This is a genomic window from Clostridium sp. (assembly GCF_051654825.1).
Classification (GTDB): Bacteria; Bacillota; Clostridia; order Clostridiales; family Clostridiaceae; genus Clostridium.
Genome location: NZ_JBOFYU010000124.1, coordinates 24914 through 44556, shown reverse-complemented (window position 1 = coordinate 44556; position 19643 = coordinate 24914). Strand labels below are relative to the sequence as shown.

The following is a 19643-nucleotide window of genomic DNA, read 5'->3' as shown; positions in this document are numbered from 1 at the left end:
TCCGTTTCTTTCAGTGAATATATAAGGAGCCATCTTAGGGTTCCATCTTCTAGTTTGGTGACCAAAGTGTACACCTGCTTCTAATAATTGTTTCATTGATATTACTGACATTTTGTTACCTCCTGGTTTTTCCTCCACTATCTTTATCGCAAAAAGTTTCCTATTAAAGGCACCATCTTTTCACACAAGATAATGTGTGTATTTATTTACCTAGGTTAGTATAACATAAGGTTATTATCCTAGCAACATTTTTTTATATTTTTTTCTTACTTATTTTTATATTTTTATTTGCAATATTTTAATTTTTTTAAAAATACTTCATTATAATATTGATTTTAAAAACATTTATCTTTTTTATATTATGTATTAATTTATATTAAATCATTATTCAACAAGAATATATTAATCTCATATATATATTGAAAATAAAAAACATATTTTCACAAATATATCCTACTCTTTTTCTCATATTTCAACATGTTTTATTTATTACATTAATAAAACAACTTCTGAACTACTTTTAATTCTAATCAAAATACTCTTTGACGTATTTTTAGTATTATTAAATAACTTAATCATCTTTTAAATTCAAATCTCGTTTTATATAAAAATTATATCTCTCATATTAAATCTATTTTATACGTGCAATTATAACTTGCCCGTAATTTGAACAATTAAATTTTATATAAACTTACTTATAAAATTAAAACAAAAAAAATACACAATATATCCTTATAGAATATATTGTGTACAATTTTACATTTATTTAATCTTTTTTAATTCGTCTAGTAATTTTTCATTTAAAATTTTAATATGAGTTCCCTTCATTCCAAGAGATCTTGACTCAATTACTCCAGCACTTTCAAACTTTCTTAATGCATTTACTATTACACTTCTAGTTATTCCAACTTTATCTGCTATTTTAGATGCAACTAATAATCCTTCACTTCCATCTAATTCGTCAAAAATATGTTCAACAGCTTCTAGTTCTGAATATGATAAAGTTCCTATTGCTAATTGTACCACTGCTTTTTTTCTTGCTTCTTCTTCTATTTCATCTTGTTTAGCTCTTAAAACTTCCATTCCAACTATTGTTGCACTATATTCAGCTATAACTAAATCTTCATCAGTAAACTCTTGTCCAAATCTTGCTAATATAAGAGTTCCTAATCTTTCTCTATTTCCTATTATAGGTACAATTGTAGTGATTTTATCTTCCATCATGCAATCACCTTCACCATCGAAAACACATAATCCTTGATTATTTAAATTTGCAATAGTGTCTTGTACATTTAATAATCTTTCATTATATTCAGTTGGAAATCTTTTTTCACCTATTACATGTTTTCTCATTACATCGCATTCAAAGTTTTTTGAAAATGTATGTCCTAATATTTTTCCTCTTCTACTAGCGACATAAACATTACAAGAAAGAACATCACTTAATAATGAGCATACATCTTCAAACGCAACCGGGTCCGTTCCAGATTTTTGTAAAATTTTATTTAACATTCTTGTTTTATTTAATAATGATGACATATAATCATCCTCCTTGTTCAAACCTATGATAATTATTCTTATTTTTAGAATATTCACAATCAATTTAATTTTCCGAACTATCTGTACTACTTAATAAGTCTAACATAGAGTAAATTTATTTTCAATAAATTTTTTACGATTTTCGACATTTTATTTAACAAGAAGTTTTATTTATATTTTTATTAATTTGTAATTGGTTTCTGTGATTCATTTTCTGATTCTTCTGTCTTAATTTCTATCTTGTTCTTACATTCTGAGTTAGAACATTCTGCATAATTCCCCTTTGTTTTGCTATATTTTAGAAGCATGTAAGCTCCACATTCAGGACACTTTTCTTTTGCCGGTTCATTCCAACTTACAAAATCACATTCTGGATATCCAGAACAACCAAAGAATTTTTTACCCTTTTTGCTCTTTTTAACTACTATCTTTTTCCCACATTTAGGACAAGGAGTATCTATTTCCTCTACTATTGGTTTAGCGTTTTTACATTCTGGATATCCAGGACAAGCCAAGAAGTTTCCATATCGTCCATGTTTAATTACCATCATCTTTCCACATTTATCACAAGGAACATCACTAACCTTATCTTCTATAACCACTTTAGATATTTCTTTTTCTGCTTTTTCAATAGCAATCTGTAATGGCTTAAAGAATTCACCGACTACTCCTCTCCATTCTTCACTACCTTCTTCAATATGGTCTAAATTTCTTTCCATATCAGCAGTAAAGTCAACATCTACAATTTGTTTGAAGTATTCACTAACAATATTATTCACAATAAACCCAAGTTCTGTAGGTATTAGATTTTTCTTTTCTCTGTTAACATAATCCCTACTTAATAATGTTGAAATAGTCGGAACATAAGTACTTGGTCTTCCTATTCCCTTTTCTTCAAGCAATTTTACAAAAGAAGCTTCTGTATATCTAGCTGGTGGCTGAGTGAAATGTTGACTTCCTTCTATAGAAGCTGGTTCTAATATTTCATTTTCTTCTATCTTAGGTAAAGTAACATCTTCCGCATCCTCTTCCGTTGCATACTCATATAATTTCATAAATCCATCAAATTCTATAGTCGAACCACTTGCTCTTAACTTATAATCACCATTAAGTATTTCTATGCTATTAGTATTTAGCTCACATGATTCCATTTGACTAGCTACGAACCTCTTCCAAATTAATGAATATAATTTATATTGTTCTGGAGTTAATGAACCTTTTGCAACTTCTGGAGTTATTTCTACGACCGATGGCCTTATTGCTTCATGGGCATCTTGAATATTTTTCTTACCTTTATATACTCTAGGAGTAGATGGTATATATTTATCTCCATAGTTATCTTTTATAAATTCTAATGCCTTTCCTTGAGCTTCATCGGAAATTCTTACAGAGTCAGTTCTCATATAAGTAATTAACCCTACAGTTCCATGTCCTTTAACTTCCACACCTTCATAAAGTGCTTGAGCAATAGACATTGTTCTTTTAGTCATAAAGTTAAGCTTTTTAGATGCATCTTGTTGAAGAGTACTTGTTGTAAAAGGTGCTAAAGGCTTTCTAGTTTTTTTACCTTTTTTAACCTTAGAGACTCTAAATTCTCCTTTTTCTAAATCATCTATTATTTTATCAGCTTCTTCTTTTGATGTTAATTCGACTTTTTTTCCTTTGTAAGTCGATAATTTTATGTCAAATTTTTTTCTTTCTTTTTTTATTTTACAGTCTACAGTCCAATATTCTTTTGGAATAAAAGCTTTAACTTCAAGCTCCTTATCACAAATTAACTTTAATGCCGCTGATTGTACTCTACCTGCACTTAATCCCCACTTTACATTTTTCCATAAAATAGGACTTATTTCATATCCAACTAATCTGTCTAAAATTCTTCTAGCTTGTTGAGCATCAACTAAATTTTGATTTATAGTTCTTGCTTCCTTTATAGAAGATTTTACTGCTGTTTTAGTTATTTCATTAAAAACAATTCTACAATTATCATCTTCAGCTATTTTTAAAATATTAGCTAAATGCCATGATATTGCTTCGCCTTCACGATCGGGGTCGGTTGCAAGATATATTTTATCAGCTTTTTTTGCTGCTTTTTTTAACTTATCTAATAATTCACCTTTACCTCTAATTGTTATGTATTTAGGATTAAAATTATCTTCTATATCTACTCCTAATTTACTTTTAGGCAAGTCTCTTACATGCCCCATTGATGCTTCTACAATATAGTTTTTCCCTAGATACTTCCCAATAGTTTTAGCTTTAGCCGGTGACTCGACTATTACAAGTTTTTGTCCCATATATAAAACTCCAGCTTTTATTCTGGAGTCTACACCCCCTTAAATTCATGATAATTTCGCATAATAATTGCCTGATAGGCAAATAATCTCATTTCTATTTTGCATTTCAAATAATAACTCAAACAATACCTGTCTGTCAACATTTACACTTTTTATAATATCATCTAAATGAATTGGTTCCCTACTAATTAGGTTTAACAACAACACTTTATTTGAATTAATTCCCTTATTTTTTTTATATATTTTATTTAAATTAAAGTAAAACGTCAAATCTTCAAGTTCCGTAAAAACTTCTGCACCATCTTTAATAAGTTTATTACATCCAATGCTATATCTTTGAATTACAGAACCAGGTACTGCCATTATCTTTTTCCCTTGATCTAAAGCGTATGAAACTGTAATTAATGATCCACTTTTCAAAGATGCCTCTGAAACTATCACCCCTTCACTAATTCCACTAATAATTCTATTTCTCCTTGGAAAATTATAAGCAAATGGTGCTGTGTCAGGCATAAACTCTGATATTAAAAGACCGTTTTTTATAATTTCCCTATATAAATTTGCATTTATTTTTGGATAAACAATATTTATACCACACCCTAGTACCCCTATAGTTTTTCCACCTTCTTCTAATGCTATCTTATGAGAAACTGAATCTATACCACTTGCGACTCCACTTATTACTACAATATCACTTTCACACAATTCCTTTGTAATCACTTTAGTTACTTCTCTTCCATAATTAGTGCAATTTCTAGATCCCACTATTCCAATAGCTCTTTTATGTATTAAGCTTAAATCCCCTTTATAAAAAAGTACATACGGTGGTTCCTCTATTTTTGTTAAGCTTTCTGGATACTCACTAGAATTTAAAGTAATATATTTTATTCCTTCTCTTTGTAGGTATTTTTCAAAAATAATTATCTCATCATTTGAAATACTTTTAATCTCTTCTTTTTCCTTTATCGACAACATAAATCCATTCTTTATATCATCAATATTATTATATATACTTTTTTCATTCTTATACTTTTGTAATAAATAAACTTTACTTTTATTGCTGATTTTCAACATAATATACCATAAAATAAAATTTTTCATATTTTTTTACTCCTTATATTATTTCTCCATTAACATTTTTTCTATATCCAATAGCTTCAAAAACGTGATGCCCTTGAACTTCTTTAGATTGGTCTAAATCAGCAATAGTTCTAGCCACTTTAATTATCTTATTATATCCCCTCATAGAAAGGTTAAATTTATTATAATATACTTCTAGCATCTTTATACTACCCTTAGTTATATTAAATAAATCACTAATGTTATTTCCATTTACTTCTGAGTTATAACTATAATCTACATTCTTGTATCTCTCCTTTTGTATTAATCTTGCATTTAAAACTCTTTCTCTCATAACCTTGGAATTAACACCATTTTCCCTTTTACCAATATCATCGTATTGTAGTCTTGGAACAAAATTCAATAAATCAATTCTATCTAACAAAGCTCTAGATAGTTTATTTAAATATTTTCGCCTTTCTGCTTCTGTACAAATACAATTATCCTCTTCAAAATTACCTACATACAATCCACATGGACAAGGATTAAATGATCCTACTAATAAGAAATTCGATGGTAATTTATAATTACCTTTAAGTCTGTTAATATTTATTACTTTTTCTTCCAAAGGTTCCCTTAATATTTCTAAAACATCTCTTTTAAATTCTAGTATTTCATCTAAAAATAATATTCCATTGTGAGCTAATGTTATTTCTCCTGCCGCAACCTCTTTTCCCCCTCCAGCTAAAGCTGTTTTGGTAATTGTGTGATGTGGCGTCCTAAATGGCCTTGTTACTCCAGTTGAATTTTTAAACAAACCAGAAATACTATATATTTTTGCAATTTCCTTTTTCTCTTCATCCGTTAATGGTGGTAATATTGAAGGTAACGCCTTTGCAAGCATAGTTTTCCCTGCTCCTGGCGAACCGTATAATAGTATGTTATGTCTACCTGCTGCTGCAATTTCCATAGCCCTTTTTGAAGTAGTTTGACCTACTATTTCTCCATAATCTAAAAATTCACTATATGAATCATATACCAAATCTTCTTCTTCATTTGCATAAGGAAGTAAATCATTATTATTTATAAATGATATAACTTGCTTTAAGGTTTTAAATGGGTAGAAATTACCTAAATTAAAACATCTAATTTCTGTCAAATTTTCAAAAGGAAAAATAAAATTTATTTTTTTCTCTTTATCACCCTCAAATATAATAGGCAACGCTCCTTTAACTGCCTTCAATTCTCCTCCTAGAGATAGTTCTCCAAATACAACAAAATCTTTTAAATCCTTTGCCTTAACTTGATTAGATGCCATTAATATCCCTATTGCAATTGGTAAATCAAGTAATGATCCAATTTTCCTTCTATCTGCTGGAGCCAAATTAACAGTGATTCTTCCTAAAGGAAACTCATAACCACTATTTATTATTGCCGATCTAACTCTTTCTTTAGCTTCTCTTACTGAAGCATCTGCAAGGCCAACTATTGAAAAACTTGGTAAGCCTTTAATTATATCTACTTCTACATTTACTAAAATTCCGTCTAATCCATTATGGGTCGCACTTATTATTTCTATTGACATATAAATCACCCCTTAAGATTATTGACAAATATAAATATATAATAATCACTTTTTATAAAAATCCTTTTATTTATAATTAATTATGTCAATATTTATAATAAAGTTTATTTTTTATAAAGGAGTTTATTATGAAAGGTTTTAATAAGGATATTGGTAATTATGGTGAAACATTAGCTTTTAATTATTTAAGAAAAAATGGGTATTATATTTTAAAGAGAAATTTCAGAAATAGATTTGGCGAGATAGATTTGATTTGCAAAAAGAATGATATTATTATTTTTGTGGAAGTAAAAAGTAGGTATAGTTCTCTATATGGTACACCATTAGAGTCTATTACCTACTCAAAACAAAAACAAATAATTAATTTATGTAATTTTTACATTACCTTAAATAAACTTTATCAATATAACTGTCAATTTGACGTAATTGAAGTATTTCTAAATAAAGACAATAATTTATTTTTAATAAATCATATTCAAGATGCTTTTAGAGTATCTTAATTATAATATATTTCTTAAAAAAGATAATCTATGTATATCGCAAGGACCTACTGTTTTTAATCCTTCTATATGCTTATTAGTTCCATACCCTGCATTTTCCTCAAAAGCATAATCTGGATATTTTTTAGCATATTCCTTCATTAGTTTATCTCTATATACTTTAGCAACTATTGATGCCGCTGCTATTGCTGCAGACTTAGTATCACCTTTTATAACTGACTTATTTTCAATTCTAATATTTTTCACTAAATACCCATCTGAAAGTATTAAATCAGGAGTAATTCCTAGTGATGTACATGATTTAATGAAAATTTCATTATTGCAAAAAGCTATTCCCTTTGAATCAATCTCTTCACTTGAACACTCTGCAATGTGATAGGCTATAGCTTTTCTCTTTATTATTTCTGCTAATTCTTCTCTTTTTTTCTCTGATATTTTCTTCGAATCATTTAACCCTAAAATTAAATCATCATCTAAAACATCTCTATCAAGAATAACAGCACAAGCTACTATTGGTCCTGCTAAAGGTCCCCTTCCTACTTCATCTACTCCTGCTACATATTTATAATCTCCAAATGATTCATCAAAAGTATACATAGCCCTTACTCTTAAAATCTCTTTTTCCAACTTTTCCTTTTCTTTAAAAAGTTTACTTCCTAATGAAGAAACATTTTTTCTAGAATCAGAATTTAACTTTTCAATAACTTGAGGTAATTCATTAGATTTAAAATAATCTTTAACTATTATTTTATCTACTTTTTCTTTTATATCCTTATAGCTTAGAGTTTTTAAATCTATATCTAAAATAGACATTACTCTTCACCTTCTACAGTTTCATCCTCAAAAACATCATCTGGTCTTTCTAATGCTATATTTCCAATTTTTCCGCCTCTAAATTCATCTAATAAAATAACAGCTATTCTATTGTAATCAATTTCTCCACCTTTTACTAAACAGCCTCTTTTTCTTGCTATTGCATTTAAAGTTTCAAGTGGATCTTCGCTTATTTCTGTTATCTTATATCTCTCCATTAGCTTTTCACCATAATGACCTTGTAGTCTTTTAATTAGATTAAAAGCTAACTCTTCTATATCCATTATTTCATCCTTTATAGCTCCTGTAAATGCAAGACTTAATGCAGTGTTCTCATCTTCAAACTTTGGCCATAAAACTCCTGGAGTGTCCATCATCTCTATATCCATTTTAGTTTTAATCCATTGCTTACTCTTAGTAACACCAGGTCTATCCCCCGTCTTAGCAATATTATTTCTTGCCATCTTATTTATAAATGTTGATTTACCAACGTTAGGTATTCCTACAACCATTACTCTTATAGGAATCTTTACAAGACCTTTTGACTTTAATCTATCATGCTTTTCTTTTAATAAAGTCTCTAATGTCGGTCTTATTTGATTTAACCCCTTACCCGTTAAGCAATTTACTTCAATTACTTTTACTATATCCTCAGTTAAGTGATTAACCCAAGTTTTCATCACTCTTCCATCTATTAAATCACTTTTGTTTAATAAGATTATTCTTGGCTTTCCAGCACAAAGTTTGTCTATATCAGGGTTTGCAGAACTTCTAGGTATTCTTGCATCTCTAATTTCTATAACAGCATCTACTAACTTTAAGTTTTCTTTTATTTCCCTTTGTGTTTTTTTCATATGACCAGGGAACCAGTTTATTGCAGCCATTAATATTCCTCCTTTTAATCTATATGTAAATTTATTTTAATATTCATAGCTTATATTATATCCACTTTTTATACTATATATATAAATAATTCTTTTATCATTAATATAAAAATGTATTTTTATTTATTTTAATTTTCTAATACATAAAGAAAAAGGGACTTAAAAAAGCCCCTTAATATCAAGTAGATATATACTATCTAGTCTTTAATTCTTTAACCTTTGCAGCCTTACCAACTCTATCTCTTAAGTAGAATAACTTAGCTCTTCTTACTTTACCTCTTCTAGTTATTTCCATCTTTTCGATGATTGGTGAGTTAACTGGGAATGTTCTTTCTACTCCAGTTCCTAAAGCAACTCTTCTTACAGTGAAAGTTTCTCTTAATCCACCGTTTTGTTTCTTTATAACTGTTCCTTCGAACATTTGAACTCTTTCTCTGTTACCTTCTTTAATTTTCACGTAAACTTTAACAGTATCTCCTACGTGGAAGTTTGGAAGATCTTTTCTAATTTGTTCTGCTTCAATAGCTCTTAATATTTCGTTCATTGTGTAAGTCCCTCCTTGAATAATAAATTTTGACGTTCTTAACAAATCTTCTTTGACAGAGGACCGCCCGTACTAACACAAAAATTATTCTAACATAACTTATATTATAATGCAAGTTATCTTACTTTTTTTCTTTTAACAATTTTATATCCTCTTTTGTTAAATTTATCTTTTTAAACAAATCATTTCTTCTTTCCTTAGTAATTACTAAGGATTGTAGCCTTCTCCATTTACGGATATTTTCATGATGTCCAGATAAAAGTACATCTGGTACTCTTTCTCCTTCAAAAACCTCAGGTCTTGTATACTGAGGGTATTCTAATAATCCATCAGAAAATGATTCATCCATATGACTTTCTTCCTTACCTAGTACCCCTGGAACTAATCTAAGTATAGAATCAATTATAGGAATAGCAGCCATCTCTCCACCTGTTAAAATGAAGTCACCTAAAGATATTTCCATATCTATATGCTTATATACTCTATGGTCTATTCCTTCATAATGACCACAAATAAAAGTAACCTCTTCTTCTCTAGAAAGCTTACTTGCTAACTTTTGATTAAATTTTACCCCTCTAGGACCTAAGAAGATAACCTTACCCTTACTAGTTTCCTTGCATGACTTAATTGCATCTACTAGTGGTTGTGGCGTCATAACCATTCCAGCTCCACCACCATATGGATAATCGTCAACCTTTTTATGCTTATTCAATGTAAAATCTCTTATATTTATAGCCTTTACGTCTATAAGATTCTTTTCCTTTGCCTTTCCCATTATGCTATGATTAAAAATATCAAACATTTCAGGAAATAAGGTAAGAATATTAATCTTCATCTTGCCATTCTCCTACTGGTTTAATTGTTATCTTTCTATTTTCCATATCAATATCAAGAACAATCTCTAACAATACTGGTATTAGCAATTCTTTAGGCTCTCTTATCCAATAAACATCATTATTTTTAGTTTGAAGAACTTCATATATTTTACCTAAGTTTTTTCCTTCAGTATCTACAACTTCACAGCCTATTAAATCTGCAATAAAGTAGCAATCTTCCTCAAGCTCAACTGCATCTTCTCTATGTATTTCCATATATTTATTTTTATATCTTTCTGCTTCTTCTATAGAATCTACACCTTCTATTTTAACTATTACTCTATCCTTTTGGAATTTACATCCTAATATCTTTCTTTCAACTCCATCAATTAAGACAAACTCTAATTCTTTATATCTTTTAGGATCATCTGTTAGTGGAATTACTTTCATTTCACCTTTTAAACCATGAGTGTTTACTATTTTTCCTACTTTTAAAACATCTACCATTTTTTCACCTCATAATGTAATTCATCTATATTTATCAACTAAAATATATTTAGTTGCTATTAACTTTATATATGTGTAAAAAGAGTTAGGAATATCCTAACTCTTTACATCAATAATTTCTACTACTACTTTTTTATCTACTTTAACTGCTGCTGCTTTGATAACAGTTCTAATTGCCTTAGCAATTCTTCCCTGTTTACCAATGACTTTTCCCATATCCGCAGGAGCAACCTTTAGTTCCAGAATAATTGATTGCTCTCCATGAATTTCATTTACATAAACTTCGTTTGGATTATCCACAAGGGATTTCGCTATAGTTTCAATTAATTCCTTCATAAACAACTGTAATTATGTAAAACTACAGAGTTCACCTCCTAAAAATTACTTGTTTAATCCTGCTTGAACAAAAAGTCTCTTAACTACATCTGTAGGTTGAGCACCGTTTTGTACCCATTTAGTAGCTTTTTCTTCATTGATTTTGATTTCAGCTGGTTCTGTTAATGGGTTGTAGTAACCTATTTCTTCGATGAATCTACCATCTCTTGGTGATCTTGAATCTGCAACTACTACTCTGTAGAAAGGAGATTTCTTTGATCCCATTCTTCTTAATCTAATCTTTACTGCCATGTTAATTTCACCTCCTTTAAAGGATAAGTTAATTTATATTAACTCATAAAAGGTAATTTCCCTAAGAATCCTTTTTTAGACTTCTTTTGTAATGATTTTACTTGTTTCATTTGCTTTCTCATCATATCAAAGCCTTTAATGAGTTTGTTAACTTCTTGTAATGACGTTCCTGACCCTTTAGCTATTCTCTTCTTTCTTGAAGATGAACCAGATAATAACTTTGGATTTTTTCTTTCCTTTGGAGTCATTGAATATATAATAGATTTAGTTCTACCCAGTTGCTTTTCACCAGCATCAAAGTCTATATCCTTTAATTCTTTAGGCATACCAGGCATCATTTCCATTATTTTGCTAAGAGAACCTAGCTTTTTCATTTGCTCCATAGCACTTAAATAATCATCAAAGTTAAAGTCATTTTCTAACATCTTTGCACTTAACTCTTGAGTTTCTTTTTCATCAAAAGCTTCTTGTGCTTTTTCTATTAATGAAAGTACATCTCCCATTCCTAGAATTCTTGAAGACATTCTATCTGGATAGAATACTTCAAAATCATTCATTTTTTCTCCTACCCCAATAAACTTAATTGGCTTTTCAGTCATATGTCTAATGGATAGTGCAGCTCCACCTCTAGTATCACCGTCTAGCTTTGTTAAAACTACACCTGTAACATCTAATGAATTATTAAAGGTTTCTGCTACATTTACTGCATCTTGCCCCGTCATTGAATCAACTACAAGTAATATTTCTTGTGGCTTAACAGCCTCTTTTACATCTTGTAATTCTCCCATTAAGGCTTCATCTATATGAAGTCTACCTGCAGTATCTATAATTATTACATTATTACCATTTTCTCTTGCATGATTAATACCTGCTTTTGCTATATCCACAGGATTTACTTTATCACCCATTTGGAATACTGGAATATCAATTTGCTTACCAACAACTTCTAATTGTTTTATTGCTGCTGGTCTATATATATCACAAGCCACTAATAACGGCTTTTTATTTTGCTTTCTTAATTGAAGTGCTAGCTTACCACTCATTGTAGTTTTACCAGCCCCTTGTAGCCCTACCATCATAATAATTGTAGGTCCTACAGAAGAAAAGTTTATTTTACTTTCACTTCCACCCATAAGTTCAGTTAATTCGTCGTTAACGATTTTTATTACTTGCTGAGCTGGTGTTAAGCTTTCTAAAACATCACTACCAACACATTTTTCACTAACTCGTGAAATGAAGCTCTTAACTACTTTAAAGTTAACGTCTGCTTCTAATAATGCAAGCTTTACTTCCCTCATAGCTTCCTTTATATCTTTTTCAGTTAGCCTTCCTTTACCCTTAAGTTTTTTGAAAGCTTCTTGTAACTTATCTGCTAAACCTTCAAAAGCCATGTTAACCCTCCTATGATTACAAATCTTCTAATATGTTTTTATAAGAGTTATAGTCCTCTTCAGATAAAGAATACTTACTCTTTATATCACATAAAAGATCTTTAAGAATTTTTTCTTTTTCTAAACTTCTTTTAAGCAAGTTAAGCTTACTTTCATAGGATAGAAATTGTTTATAGCATCTCTTTATCAGATCGTGGATTGCTTGGCGGCTTGTGTTATTTAATTCTGCAATTTCGCCTAAAGAAAAATCCTCATTATAATAAAGTTGCATAATGTTATGTTGTTTTTCTGTTAACAAGGCACCGTAGAGATCCATCAAAATTGAAATCTCAACTCTATCTTCCATAAATATCACCTTACCCACAACATAGATTTTATCAAAACAATTTATACCTGTCAAGTATTTTTACTTAACACTTAAAATTTTATTTTATTTTGTCGAAATCTGCTTAAGGTCACAGTTTTTTTAAGGTTCATTCAAAGTCTACAACCTATTTTAATCTTTACCTTAATATAATTTCAACAAGTAATATTTTACTTTATTAATTTATATTGCTTTTTTTATAATTTATCTATACTTAATTTTTAGAATAATGCTTCAGCAAAGCTTGCAGCATCAAATTCTTGAAGGTCATCTATCCCTTCTCCAACCCCTATATATCTTACAGGAATCTTTAATGTATTTTTAATAGAAATAACTACTCCACCTTTTGCTGTTCCATCAAGCTTAGTAAGAATTATACCATCTATAGGACACACTTCCATAAACTGCTTTGCTTGTATTACAGCATTTTGTCCTGTTGTAGCATCTAAAACTAATAATGTTTCTTTAGAAGCCTCTCCATATTCTTTATCTATTATTCTTCCTATTTTCCCTAGTTCATCCATAAGATTTTTCTTATTATGAAGTCTTCCTGCAGTATCACATATTAATAAATCTGCCTTTCTTGCCTTTGCTGCTGTTACTGCATCAAAAACTACTGCCGCTGGATCTGAACCTTCTTGATGTTTTACTATATCTACTCCAGCTCTTTCACTCCATACTACAAGCTGATCTATTGCTGCCGCTCTAAATGTATCTGCTGCTGCTAATAAAACCTTTCTTCCTTCAGCCTTATTTTTAGCAGCTAATTTTCCTATAGATGTAGTTTTACCTACTCCATTAACTCCAATAACTAACATAATGTCCTTAGGCTCATTTGTTACTGCTTCTTCTGTTCCTTCTACAAGCATTTCTTTTATAACAGATTTTAAAGCTGGGTAAACTTCACTTGTATCATTTATTTTTTCTTTTCTTATTTTAGCCTTTAATCTATCTATTATTTCCATAGTAGTATCCATACCTATATCTGACATTATAAGTATTTCCTCTAACTCTTCATATAAATCCTCATCAATAGTTATAGCTAACTTTAAGGTTTCATTAATTTTATCTGTTAGTGCATCTCTTGTTTTTGTTAACCCTGATTTTAAATTATCGAAAAATTTTCCAAACATTATTTTTTTCCTCCTAATTGTTTTTTGTTAAATCAACTGAAACTACTTTAGATATTCCTTTTTCCTCCATAGTTACTCCATACATTACATCACTTGCTTCCATAGTTCCCTTTCTATGAGTGATTACTATAAACTGTATGTTTTCTGAGAACTTCTTTAAAAACTCTGCATATCTATAAACATTAGCATCATCTAGTGCTGCCTCTATTTCATCCAAAATACAAAACGGTGTAGGTTTCATTTTTAATATACCAAATAATAAAGCTATTGCTGAAAGCACCTTTTCTCCACCTGACATAAGATTTATATTTTGAAGTTTCTTACCTGGCGGCTGAACTTGTATATCTATATTAGCTGTTAATTCATCACCCTCTGATAAAATAAGTTCAGCATTTCCACCTTTAAATAACTCCTTAAAGGTTTCATTAAAGTTCTCATTTAGTATTTTAAAGTTTTCTATAAATAATTTTTGCATCTTACTTGTCATTTCAGTTATTACACTCATAAGTTCAGCTTTTGCTTTATTTAAATCTTCTTCTTGCGTAGACATGAATTCATATTTTTCACATACTTCTTCATATTCTACTATAGAGGCTAAATTTACTGTACCTAAAGCTGTAATTCTTGACTTTAATTTAAATATCTCATCTTTTATTTTAGATATACTTTCAATTTCTATTGAAATTTCAATTGCTTCAGCTAAAGTTAAGTTTAATTCTTCATTTAACTTCTTATAATATCCTTCAACTTCACTTTCTGATTTAGCCCTTTGAATTTCCCTTTTATTAAGTTCCATTTCTGCTAATCTTATTATTTCAACAAGCTCATTTGTTAATCCTTCTCTGATTTTAAGCTTATCCTTTAATGAAATTCTTTTAACTTCATCTGTTTTAAATATTTGCTCTAGCTTAAGTATTCTCTCTTCCTTTTGTGATATTAAATTTTCTTTTTCTTTTATTTGATTTTCTAAATAAATAATATTTTCGCTTTTTTCACTACTTTCCTCTTTTAGCATATTTATTTTTTCTTCTTTTTCTAATATATCCTTAGCTTTTCTTTTAATATCAGAATGCTTGCTTTGAAGAATTTCATCTAAGCTTGCCTTATTTATTTTTATTTTTACTATATGTTCCTTTAACTCTTCAATAGATTTCTTTTCAGATTCTAAATATCTACTAATTTCACTAATCCTATTTTTATTCTGCTGATTTTTTTCTTCTATTGAAGTTAAAATATTTTTTTTATTTATTAACTCTTCTTTATATTTCTTTAACACATCTCTATTATAAACCAATTGGCTTCTAGAAACATCTAAAGAATTTCTTAGTTTTTGCCCTTCACTTTCTAAAGCTCTAACTTCACTTTCAAATTTAGTAATATCAATATTTTTACTATGAATATCATCACTTTTATTTAAGTTTTCTTCATCTAGTATCTTAATATCCTTTTTTAAATTTTCTAAGTTTAAAACTTCTTCTTTATAATCGTTTTTCTTTTTATTTATAGAAACTTCTAATTCTTGAAGCTCTCTTCTTCTCCCCAAAATACTTGAATTATTCTTTTTGTAAAAGCTTCCCCCTGTTAATGCTCCTCCAGGACTTATAACTTCTCCATCAATTGTAACTATTCTAAGCTTATAATTTCCAAGCTTAGATATTTTTAACGCAGCATCCATATCCCTTGCTATTATAGTCTTACCTAATGAATAATCCATAATATTTTTTAAAACCTCTGGATACTTAATTAAATCTGATGCAATACCTAAAAACCCATCTACATTTTGTATTTCTTTTTGAAGATTAACTCTATTGCCCTTAATTATATTTAAAGGTAAAAATGTTGCTCTACCTAAATTATTTTGTTTTAAATACTGAATTAAAAACTTTGCAATATTTTCATCCTTAGTGATTATATTAGAGATAGCTCCACCTAATGCAATTTCTATAGCTGTTTCATATCTTTTTTCTACTGTAAAGGTTTCTCCTAATACTTTAGTTCCATTAGCATCCTTTATAGCACCTTTTTCAATTCTCTCCATCAGCCTTTTAACAGACATTTGATACCCTTCATAACTTTTTTCTAAGTCATTTAATGTAGTCAGTTTACCTTCTAGGGTATTTATTTCTCTAGTTATTTGCTTTACTATATTTTCTTTCTTAAATGCACTACTATTTAAAGATGAAATTTCTCTTTTATTTTCTGCTATTTCTTTTTTAATTTCTTCTCTATATTTTTTAGTTTCTGAAATCTTATTGTTTAAACCAGTTATAGTACCTAAATTAATACTAATATTACCTTCAATAGTTTCAATATTGCTTTGTCCTGTCTTTTCAAGTTCTTCTTTACTCAATATATCCTTATTTAATACAGCAATATTATTTTTTATTTCTGATGACTTTCTTAGTAATTCAAATTCATCATCCTTTAACTTTACTAATTCTTCTTCTAAGTCCTTAATTTCATCTGTTAATCCTTTAACTTTTTTCTCTAAATCCCTTAATTCTTCCTCTTTTCCACTTTGATCTTTAGTCTTTTTTTCAAGTTCTTCTTCTATAACAGACTTTTCATTTGTTAAAACATTAACTTCATTTTCTAATACACTGATTTCTTCAGTGTTCTTTTTTATAATTCCTCTTATATTATTTATTCTTTCTTTAAAAATTTGAATATCATTTTTACTTTTAACAACTTCTTCTTTGCTACCATAATATTCTCTTTTTTCTTCCTCATTTTTCTTTTCTAATTCTTCAATGCTTTTTTCTAAATCTTTAATAATACTCTTATCTTTATCTAACTTATTTCTTTTTTCATTAATTTCATTTTTTCTATTTTGTATATCAATATTTAATTCTTTTATTTCTTCTTCTATTTTACTTATATAGTTAACTAATATAGATACTTCTTTTATTTTTAATTCTTCAGCTAATGTTCTATACTCTAAAGCCTTTTCTCTCTCTTCCTTTAAAGGTCCTATTCTTTCTTCATATGTAGCAATAATATCTCTAATTCTAACTAAATTATTTTCTGTATTAGAAAGTTTTTTTTCAGCTTCTTCTTTTCTTGACTTAAACTTTACAATACCAGCTGCTTCCTCTAATAAGTTTCTTCTTTCCTCAGGTTTACCACTTAATATTGCTTCAATCTTTCCCTGACCTATTAAAGAATATCCTTCCTTACCTATTCCAGTATCCATAAATAAATTGTTTATATCTTTTAATCTACACTTTTGATTATTTATTAAATATTCCGTTTCTCCAGATCTAAAAATTCTTCTAGTAATTGTTACTTCAGAATAATCAGTATCTAATTGGTTATTAGTATTATCTAGGGTTAATGATACTTGTGCAAGCCCTACTGGTTTTCTAAATTGAGTTCCAGCAAAAATTACATCATCCATTTTCCCCCCTCTTAAAGTTTTTACACTTTGTTCACCTAAGACCCATCTAACAGAATCTGATATATTACTTTTTCCACTTCCATTTGGTCCAACTACTGCAGTTACTCCTGTTTTAAACTTTAACTGAGTCTTATCTGCAAAAGATTTGAACCCCCTAATCTCTAGAGATTTTAAAAACATAGGTCCACCCCTTATCTATAAAAAAGCTACTAATATACTCATACAAAACATAACTATTAAAATTATTGTAATGGTATATATCATTTTTTCTTTTGTTTTCTTTCTCATAATAACACTCCTATTTACATTTAGTTTATAGTAAACTTAATAAAATATCAATATAAGGTAGACTTTATTGCCTACCTTATATTATTATCTCTTCTATTTTTTCAACTATTATAACTTTAAATGTTCCTCTTTTAAGTTTATCATAAGTTTTAACTACTATTTTTCCATTATGACTTTCTTTAAGCTTATTAAAATATACTTTTTTATTTGCATATAACTTACTTAAATCCTTAGAGTTTATTTCAATTATAATATCATTTTCAAATCCATCTATTTTAGCCTTAATTTCATCGCAAATCAAGCTTCCTTCAACTAATTCTCTAAAAGCTGGGTGGAATGGTCCATCTACAATATCCTTTCCCCATGTAATAGTTTCTGTTGGTTGAAGTCCAACTCTAATTATTTGAACCTTATTATTTGTGTATAACTTATACATCTTTTTTGAAATATGTACTGCCTCTTCTAATGTATAAGGCTTATAATCACCTCTTTTATACATTTCCTCCATTGGTGTATCCTTTATTACTAACGAAGGATATATTCTACAAATATCAGGTTTCATTTTTATTGACTCCATAGTAGTCTTTATATCCCTTTCAAATGTATCACCTGGAAGTCCCGGCATTATTTGATGTCCTAATGTAAAACCGTATTCCTTAATTAAATTAGAAGCAACTCTAACATCTTCTACACTATGTCCTCTACCAGAAAGCTTAAGCACCTCATCATCTAGTGATTGAACCCCTAATTCAATAATATCAGCCTTATATTCCTTTAAATAATCTAATATGTATCTATTTATAGCATCTGGACGAGTAGACATTCTCACCTTGTTTATTAAACCTTTTTCTTTGTATTCCCTTGATACAGATAAGAGTTCCTTTTGCTTATTTACGTCAATGGCTGTAAATGTTCCTCCAAAGAATGAAACTTCTACAGTTGCATTTTTATAATCTATAGTTTCTAAATACTCATCTATAGTATTTCTTACATCTTCTGCTGTAACTTCCTTTTCAACAACCTTAGCTATTCTATCCTGATTACAAAATACGCATTGATGAGGACATCCTTGATGTGAAATGAATATAGGAATAATATAATGTTTATTACTCATTTGATCCCTCCATTTTTTTTAATGCTTCCTTTGCTGCATTTTGCTCTGATTCCTTTTTACTATAACCTTCTCCTTGACCAAATTCCTTATTATCAATTATTACTGCTGTAAAGAATTTTCTTCTATGAGGAGGTCCTTCATGCTTTATAAGTTCATATACTATTGAAACTTCTCCTGATTTTTGAAGTTCTTCTTGTAACTTAGTTTTATAATCTAAAACAATATCATTATTAATTGCCATTTTTATAACTGTTTCAAAATGACCTATAATAAAGTCCTTTACAAATTCTAATCCCTTGTCAAGATATATCCCTGCTAATAAGGCTTCTACAGCATCTGCAATTATAGATGTTCTTTCTCTTCCACCTGTTAGCTCTTCACCTCTACTTATTCTTATAAAAGATCCTAGGTCTAATTTCCTACCTATTTCATAAAGAGAGTTTTCACAAACAATTAAACTTCTTATTTTTGTTAATTCCCCTTCACTTTTGTCCTTATAATTTAAAAACAAATATTCTGTTATACATAACTGTAAAATAGAATCTCCTAAAAACTCAAATCTTTCGTTATATTCTTGATCTTTATGCTGATTAGCATATGAACTATGAGTTAAAGCAGTCTTTAATAATTTTGACTCATTAAACTTAAACCCTAGTATTTCTTCAACTTCTTTAATATTAAATTTACTCATTTTAATACACTCCTTGAAGTTTATTCTTCAACTTGCTCCTTAAAACAAATTCAAGAATAAACCAATTTATATATAGATTTTATCTAATTAAATAT

At 28.7% G+C, this 19643-nt stretch carries 19 protein-coding genes; 1 reads left to right on the top strand and 18 read right to left on the bottom strand.

Annotated elements, in window-relative coordinates; genetic code table 11:
* From ACRDBA_RS07855 to ACRDBA_RS07835, 5 genes are all read right to left on the bottom strand, one after another.
* Positions 1-111: 30S ribosomal protein S2 (locus ACRDBA_RS07855; RefSeq protein WP_368260081.1), on the bottom strand; the 111-nt coding region annotated here is incomplete at its 3' end.
* Between the two features lie 651 nt (positions 112-762).
* Positions 763-1539, bottom strand: coding sequence for a GTP-sensing pleiotropic transcriptional regulator CodY (gene codY / locus ACRDBA_RS07850; RefSeq protein ID WP_438572370.1), 777 nt, complete (start codon positions 1537-1539; stop codon positions 763-765).
* 182 nt (positions 1540-1721) lie between these two features.
* Positions 1722-3836 carry a type I DNA topoisomerase gene (gene topA, locus ACRDBA_RS07845; protein ID WP_438572369.1) on the bottom strand — a complete coding sequence of 705 codons (2115 nt, stop codon included), beginning with the start codon at positions 3834-3836 and terminating at the stop codon, positions 1722-1724.
* 45 nt (positions 3837-3881) lie between these two features.
* Positions 3882-4937 carry a DNA-processing protein DprA gene (dprA, locus tag ACRDBA_RS07840; RefSeq protein WP_438572368.1) on the bottom strand — a complete coding sequence of 352 codons (1056 nt, stop codon included), beginning with the start codon at positions 4935-4937 and terminating at the stop codon, positions 3882-3884.
* 13 nt (positions 4938-4950) lie between these two features.
* Positions 4951-6480 carry a YifB family Mg chelatase-like AAA ATPase gene (locus ACRDBA_RS07835; protein ID WP_438572367.1) on the bottom strand — a complete coding sequence of 510 codons (1530 nt, stop codon included), beginning with the start codon at positions 6478-6480 and terminating at the stop codon, positions 4951-4953.
* A 128-nt stretch (positions 6481-6608) separates the two neighbouring features.
* Here ACRDBA_RS07835 and ACRDBA_RS07830 point away from each other — a divergent pair, with 128 nt between their 5' ends.
* A complete protein-coding gene (locus ACRDBA_RS07830) occupies positions 6609-6980 on the top strand; it encodes a YraN family protein (protein WP_438572366.1) in 372 nt (123 codons plus the stop codon).
* On the opposite strand, the gene ACRDBA_RS07825 is transcribed toward ACRDBA_RS07830, so the two are convergent.
* The 13 genes from ACRDBA_RS07825 to rnc form a co-directional block, all read right to left on the bottom strand.
* On the bottom strand, positions 6981-7793 hold the full coding sequence (locus ACRDBA_RS07825; protein ID WP_438572365.1) for a ribonuclease HII: 813 nt from the start codon (positions 7791-7793) through the stop codon (positions 6981-6983).
* Complete coding sequence (gene ylqF / locus ACRDBA_RS07820) at positions 7793-8677, bottom strand: ribosome biogenesis GTPase YlqF (protein WP_438572364.1); 885 nt, start codon at positions 8675-8677, stop codon at positions 7793-7795. Before ylqF ends, ACRDBA_RS07825 begins: the two co-directional genes overlap by 1 nt.
* A 193-nt stretch (positions 8678-8870) precedes the next feature.
* Positions 8871-9221 (bottom strand): 50S ribosomal protein L19, encoded by a 351-nt coding sequence (rplS, locus tag ACRDBA_RS07815; RefSeq protein WP_438572363.1) that lies wholly within the window; start codon positions 9219-9221, stop codon positions 8871-8873.
* 121 nt (positions 9222-9342) lie between these two features.
* Positions 9343-10056, bottom strand: a complete 714-nt coding sequence (gene trmD / locus ACRDBA_RS07810; RefSeq protein WP_438572362.1) for a tRNA (guanosine(37)-N1)-methyltransferase TrmD — start codon at positions 10054-10056, stop codon at positions 9343-9345.
* Positions 10046-10543, bottom strand: coding sequence for a ribosome maturation factor RimM (rimM, locus tag ACRDBA_RS07805; RefSeq protein ID WP_438572361.1), 498 nt, complete (start codon positions 10541-10543; stop codon positions 10046-10048). Before rimM ends, trmD begins: the two co-directional genes overlap by 11 nt.
* A gap of 96 nt (positions 10544-10639) precedes the next feature.
* Entirely contained in the window at positions 10640-10879 is a 240-nt protein-coding gene (locus ACRDBA_RS07800; RefSeq protein ID WP_438572360.1) for a KH domain-containing protein, read from the bottom strand.
* A 45-nt stretch (positions 10880-10924) separates the two neighbouring features.
* The gene (gene rpsP / locus ACRDBA_RS07795; RefSeq protein ID WP_438572359.1) at positions 10925-11170 is read right to left on the bottom strand and encodes a 30S ribosomal protein S16; all 246 of its coding nucleotides are present in this window, start codon (positions 11168-11170) and stop codon (positions 10925-10927) included.
* 38 nt (positions 11171-11208) lie between these two features.
* A complete protein-coding gene (gene ffh / locus ACRDBA_RS07790; protein WP_438572358.1) occupies positions 11209-12561 on the bottom strand; it encodes a signal recognition particle protein in 1353 nt (450 codons plus the stop codon).
* A 16-nt stretch (positions 12562-12577) separates the two neighbouring features.
* Positions 12578-12907: a putative DNA-binding protein gene (locus tag ACRDBA_RS07785; RefSeq protein ID WP_438572357.1), complete on the bottom strand. Its 330-nt coding sequence runs from the start codon at positions 12905-12907 to the stop codon at positions 12578-12580.
* Positions 12908-13146: 239 nt separating this feature from the next.
* Complete coding sequence (ftsY, locus tag ACRDBA_RS07780) at positions 13147-14058, bottom strand: signal recognition particle-docking protein FtsY (protein ID WP_438572356.1); 912 nt, start codon at positions 14056-14058, stop codon at positions 13147-13149.
* A 13-nt stretch (positions 14059-14071) separates the two neighbouring features.
* On the bottom strand, positions 14072-17635 hold the full coding sequence (gene smc, locus ACRDBA_RS07775) for a chromosome segregation protein SMC (RefSeq protein ID WP_438572355.1): 3564 nt from the start codon (positions 17633-17635) through the stop codon (positions 14072-14074).
* Positions 17636-17819: 184 nt separating this feature from the next.
* Positions 17820-18857, bottom strand: coding sequence for an elongator complex protein 3 (locus tag ACRDBA_RS07770; RefSeq protein ID WP_438572354.1), 1038 nt, complete (start codon positions 18855-18857; stop codon positions 17820-17822).
* Entirely contained in the window at positions 18850-19548 is a 699-nt protein-coding gene (gene rnc / locus ACRDBA_RS07765) for a ribonuclease III (RefSeq protein WP_438572353.1), read from the bottom strand. The genes ACRDBA_RS07770 and rnc overlap by 8 nt, the downstream gene beginning before the upstream one ends.
* Between the last annotated feature and the right edge of the window lie 95 nt (positions 19549-19643).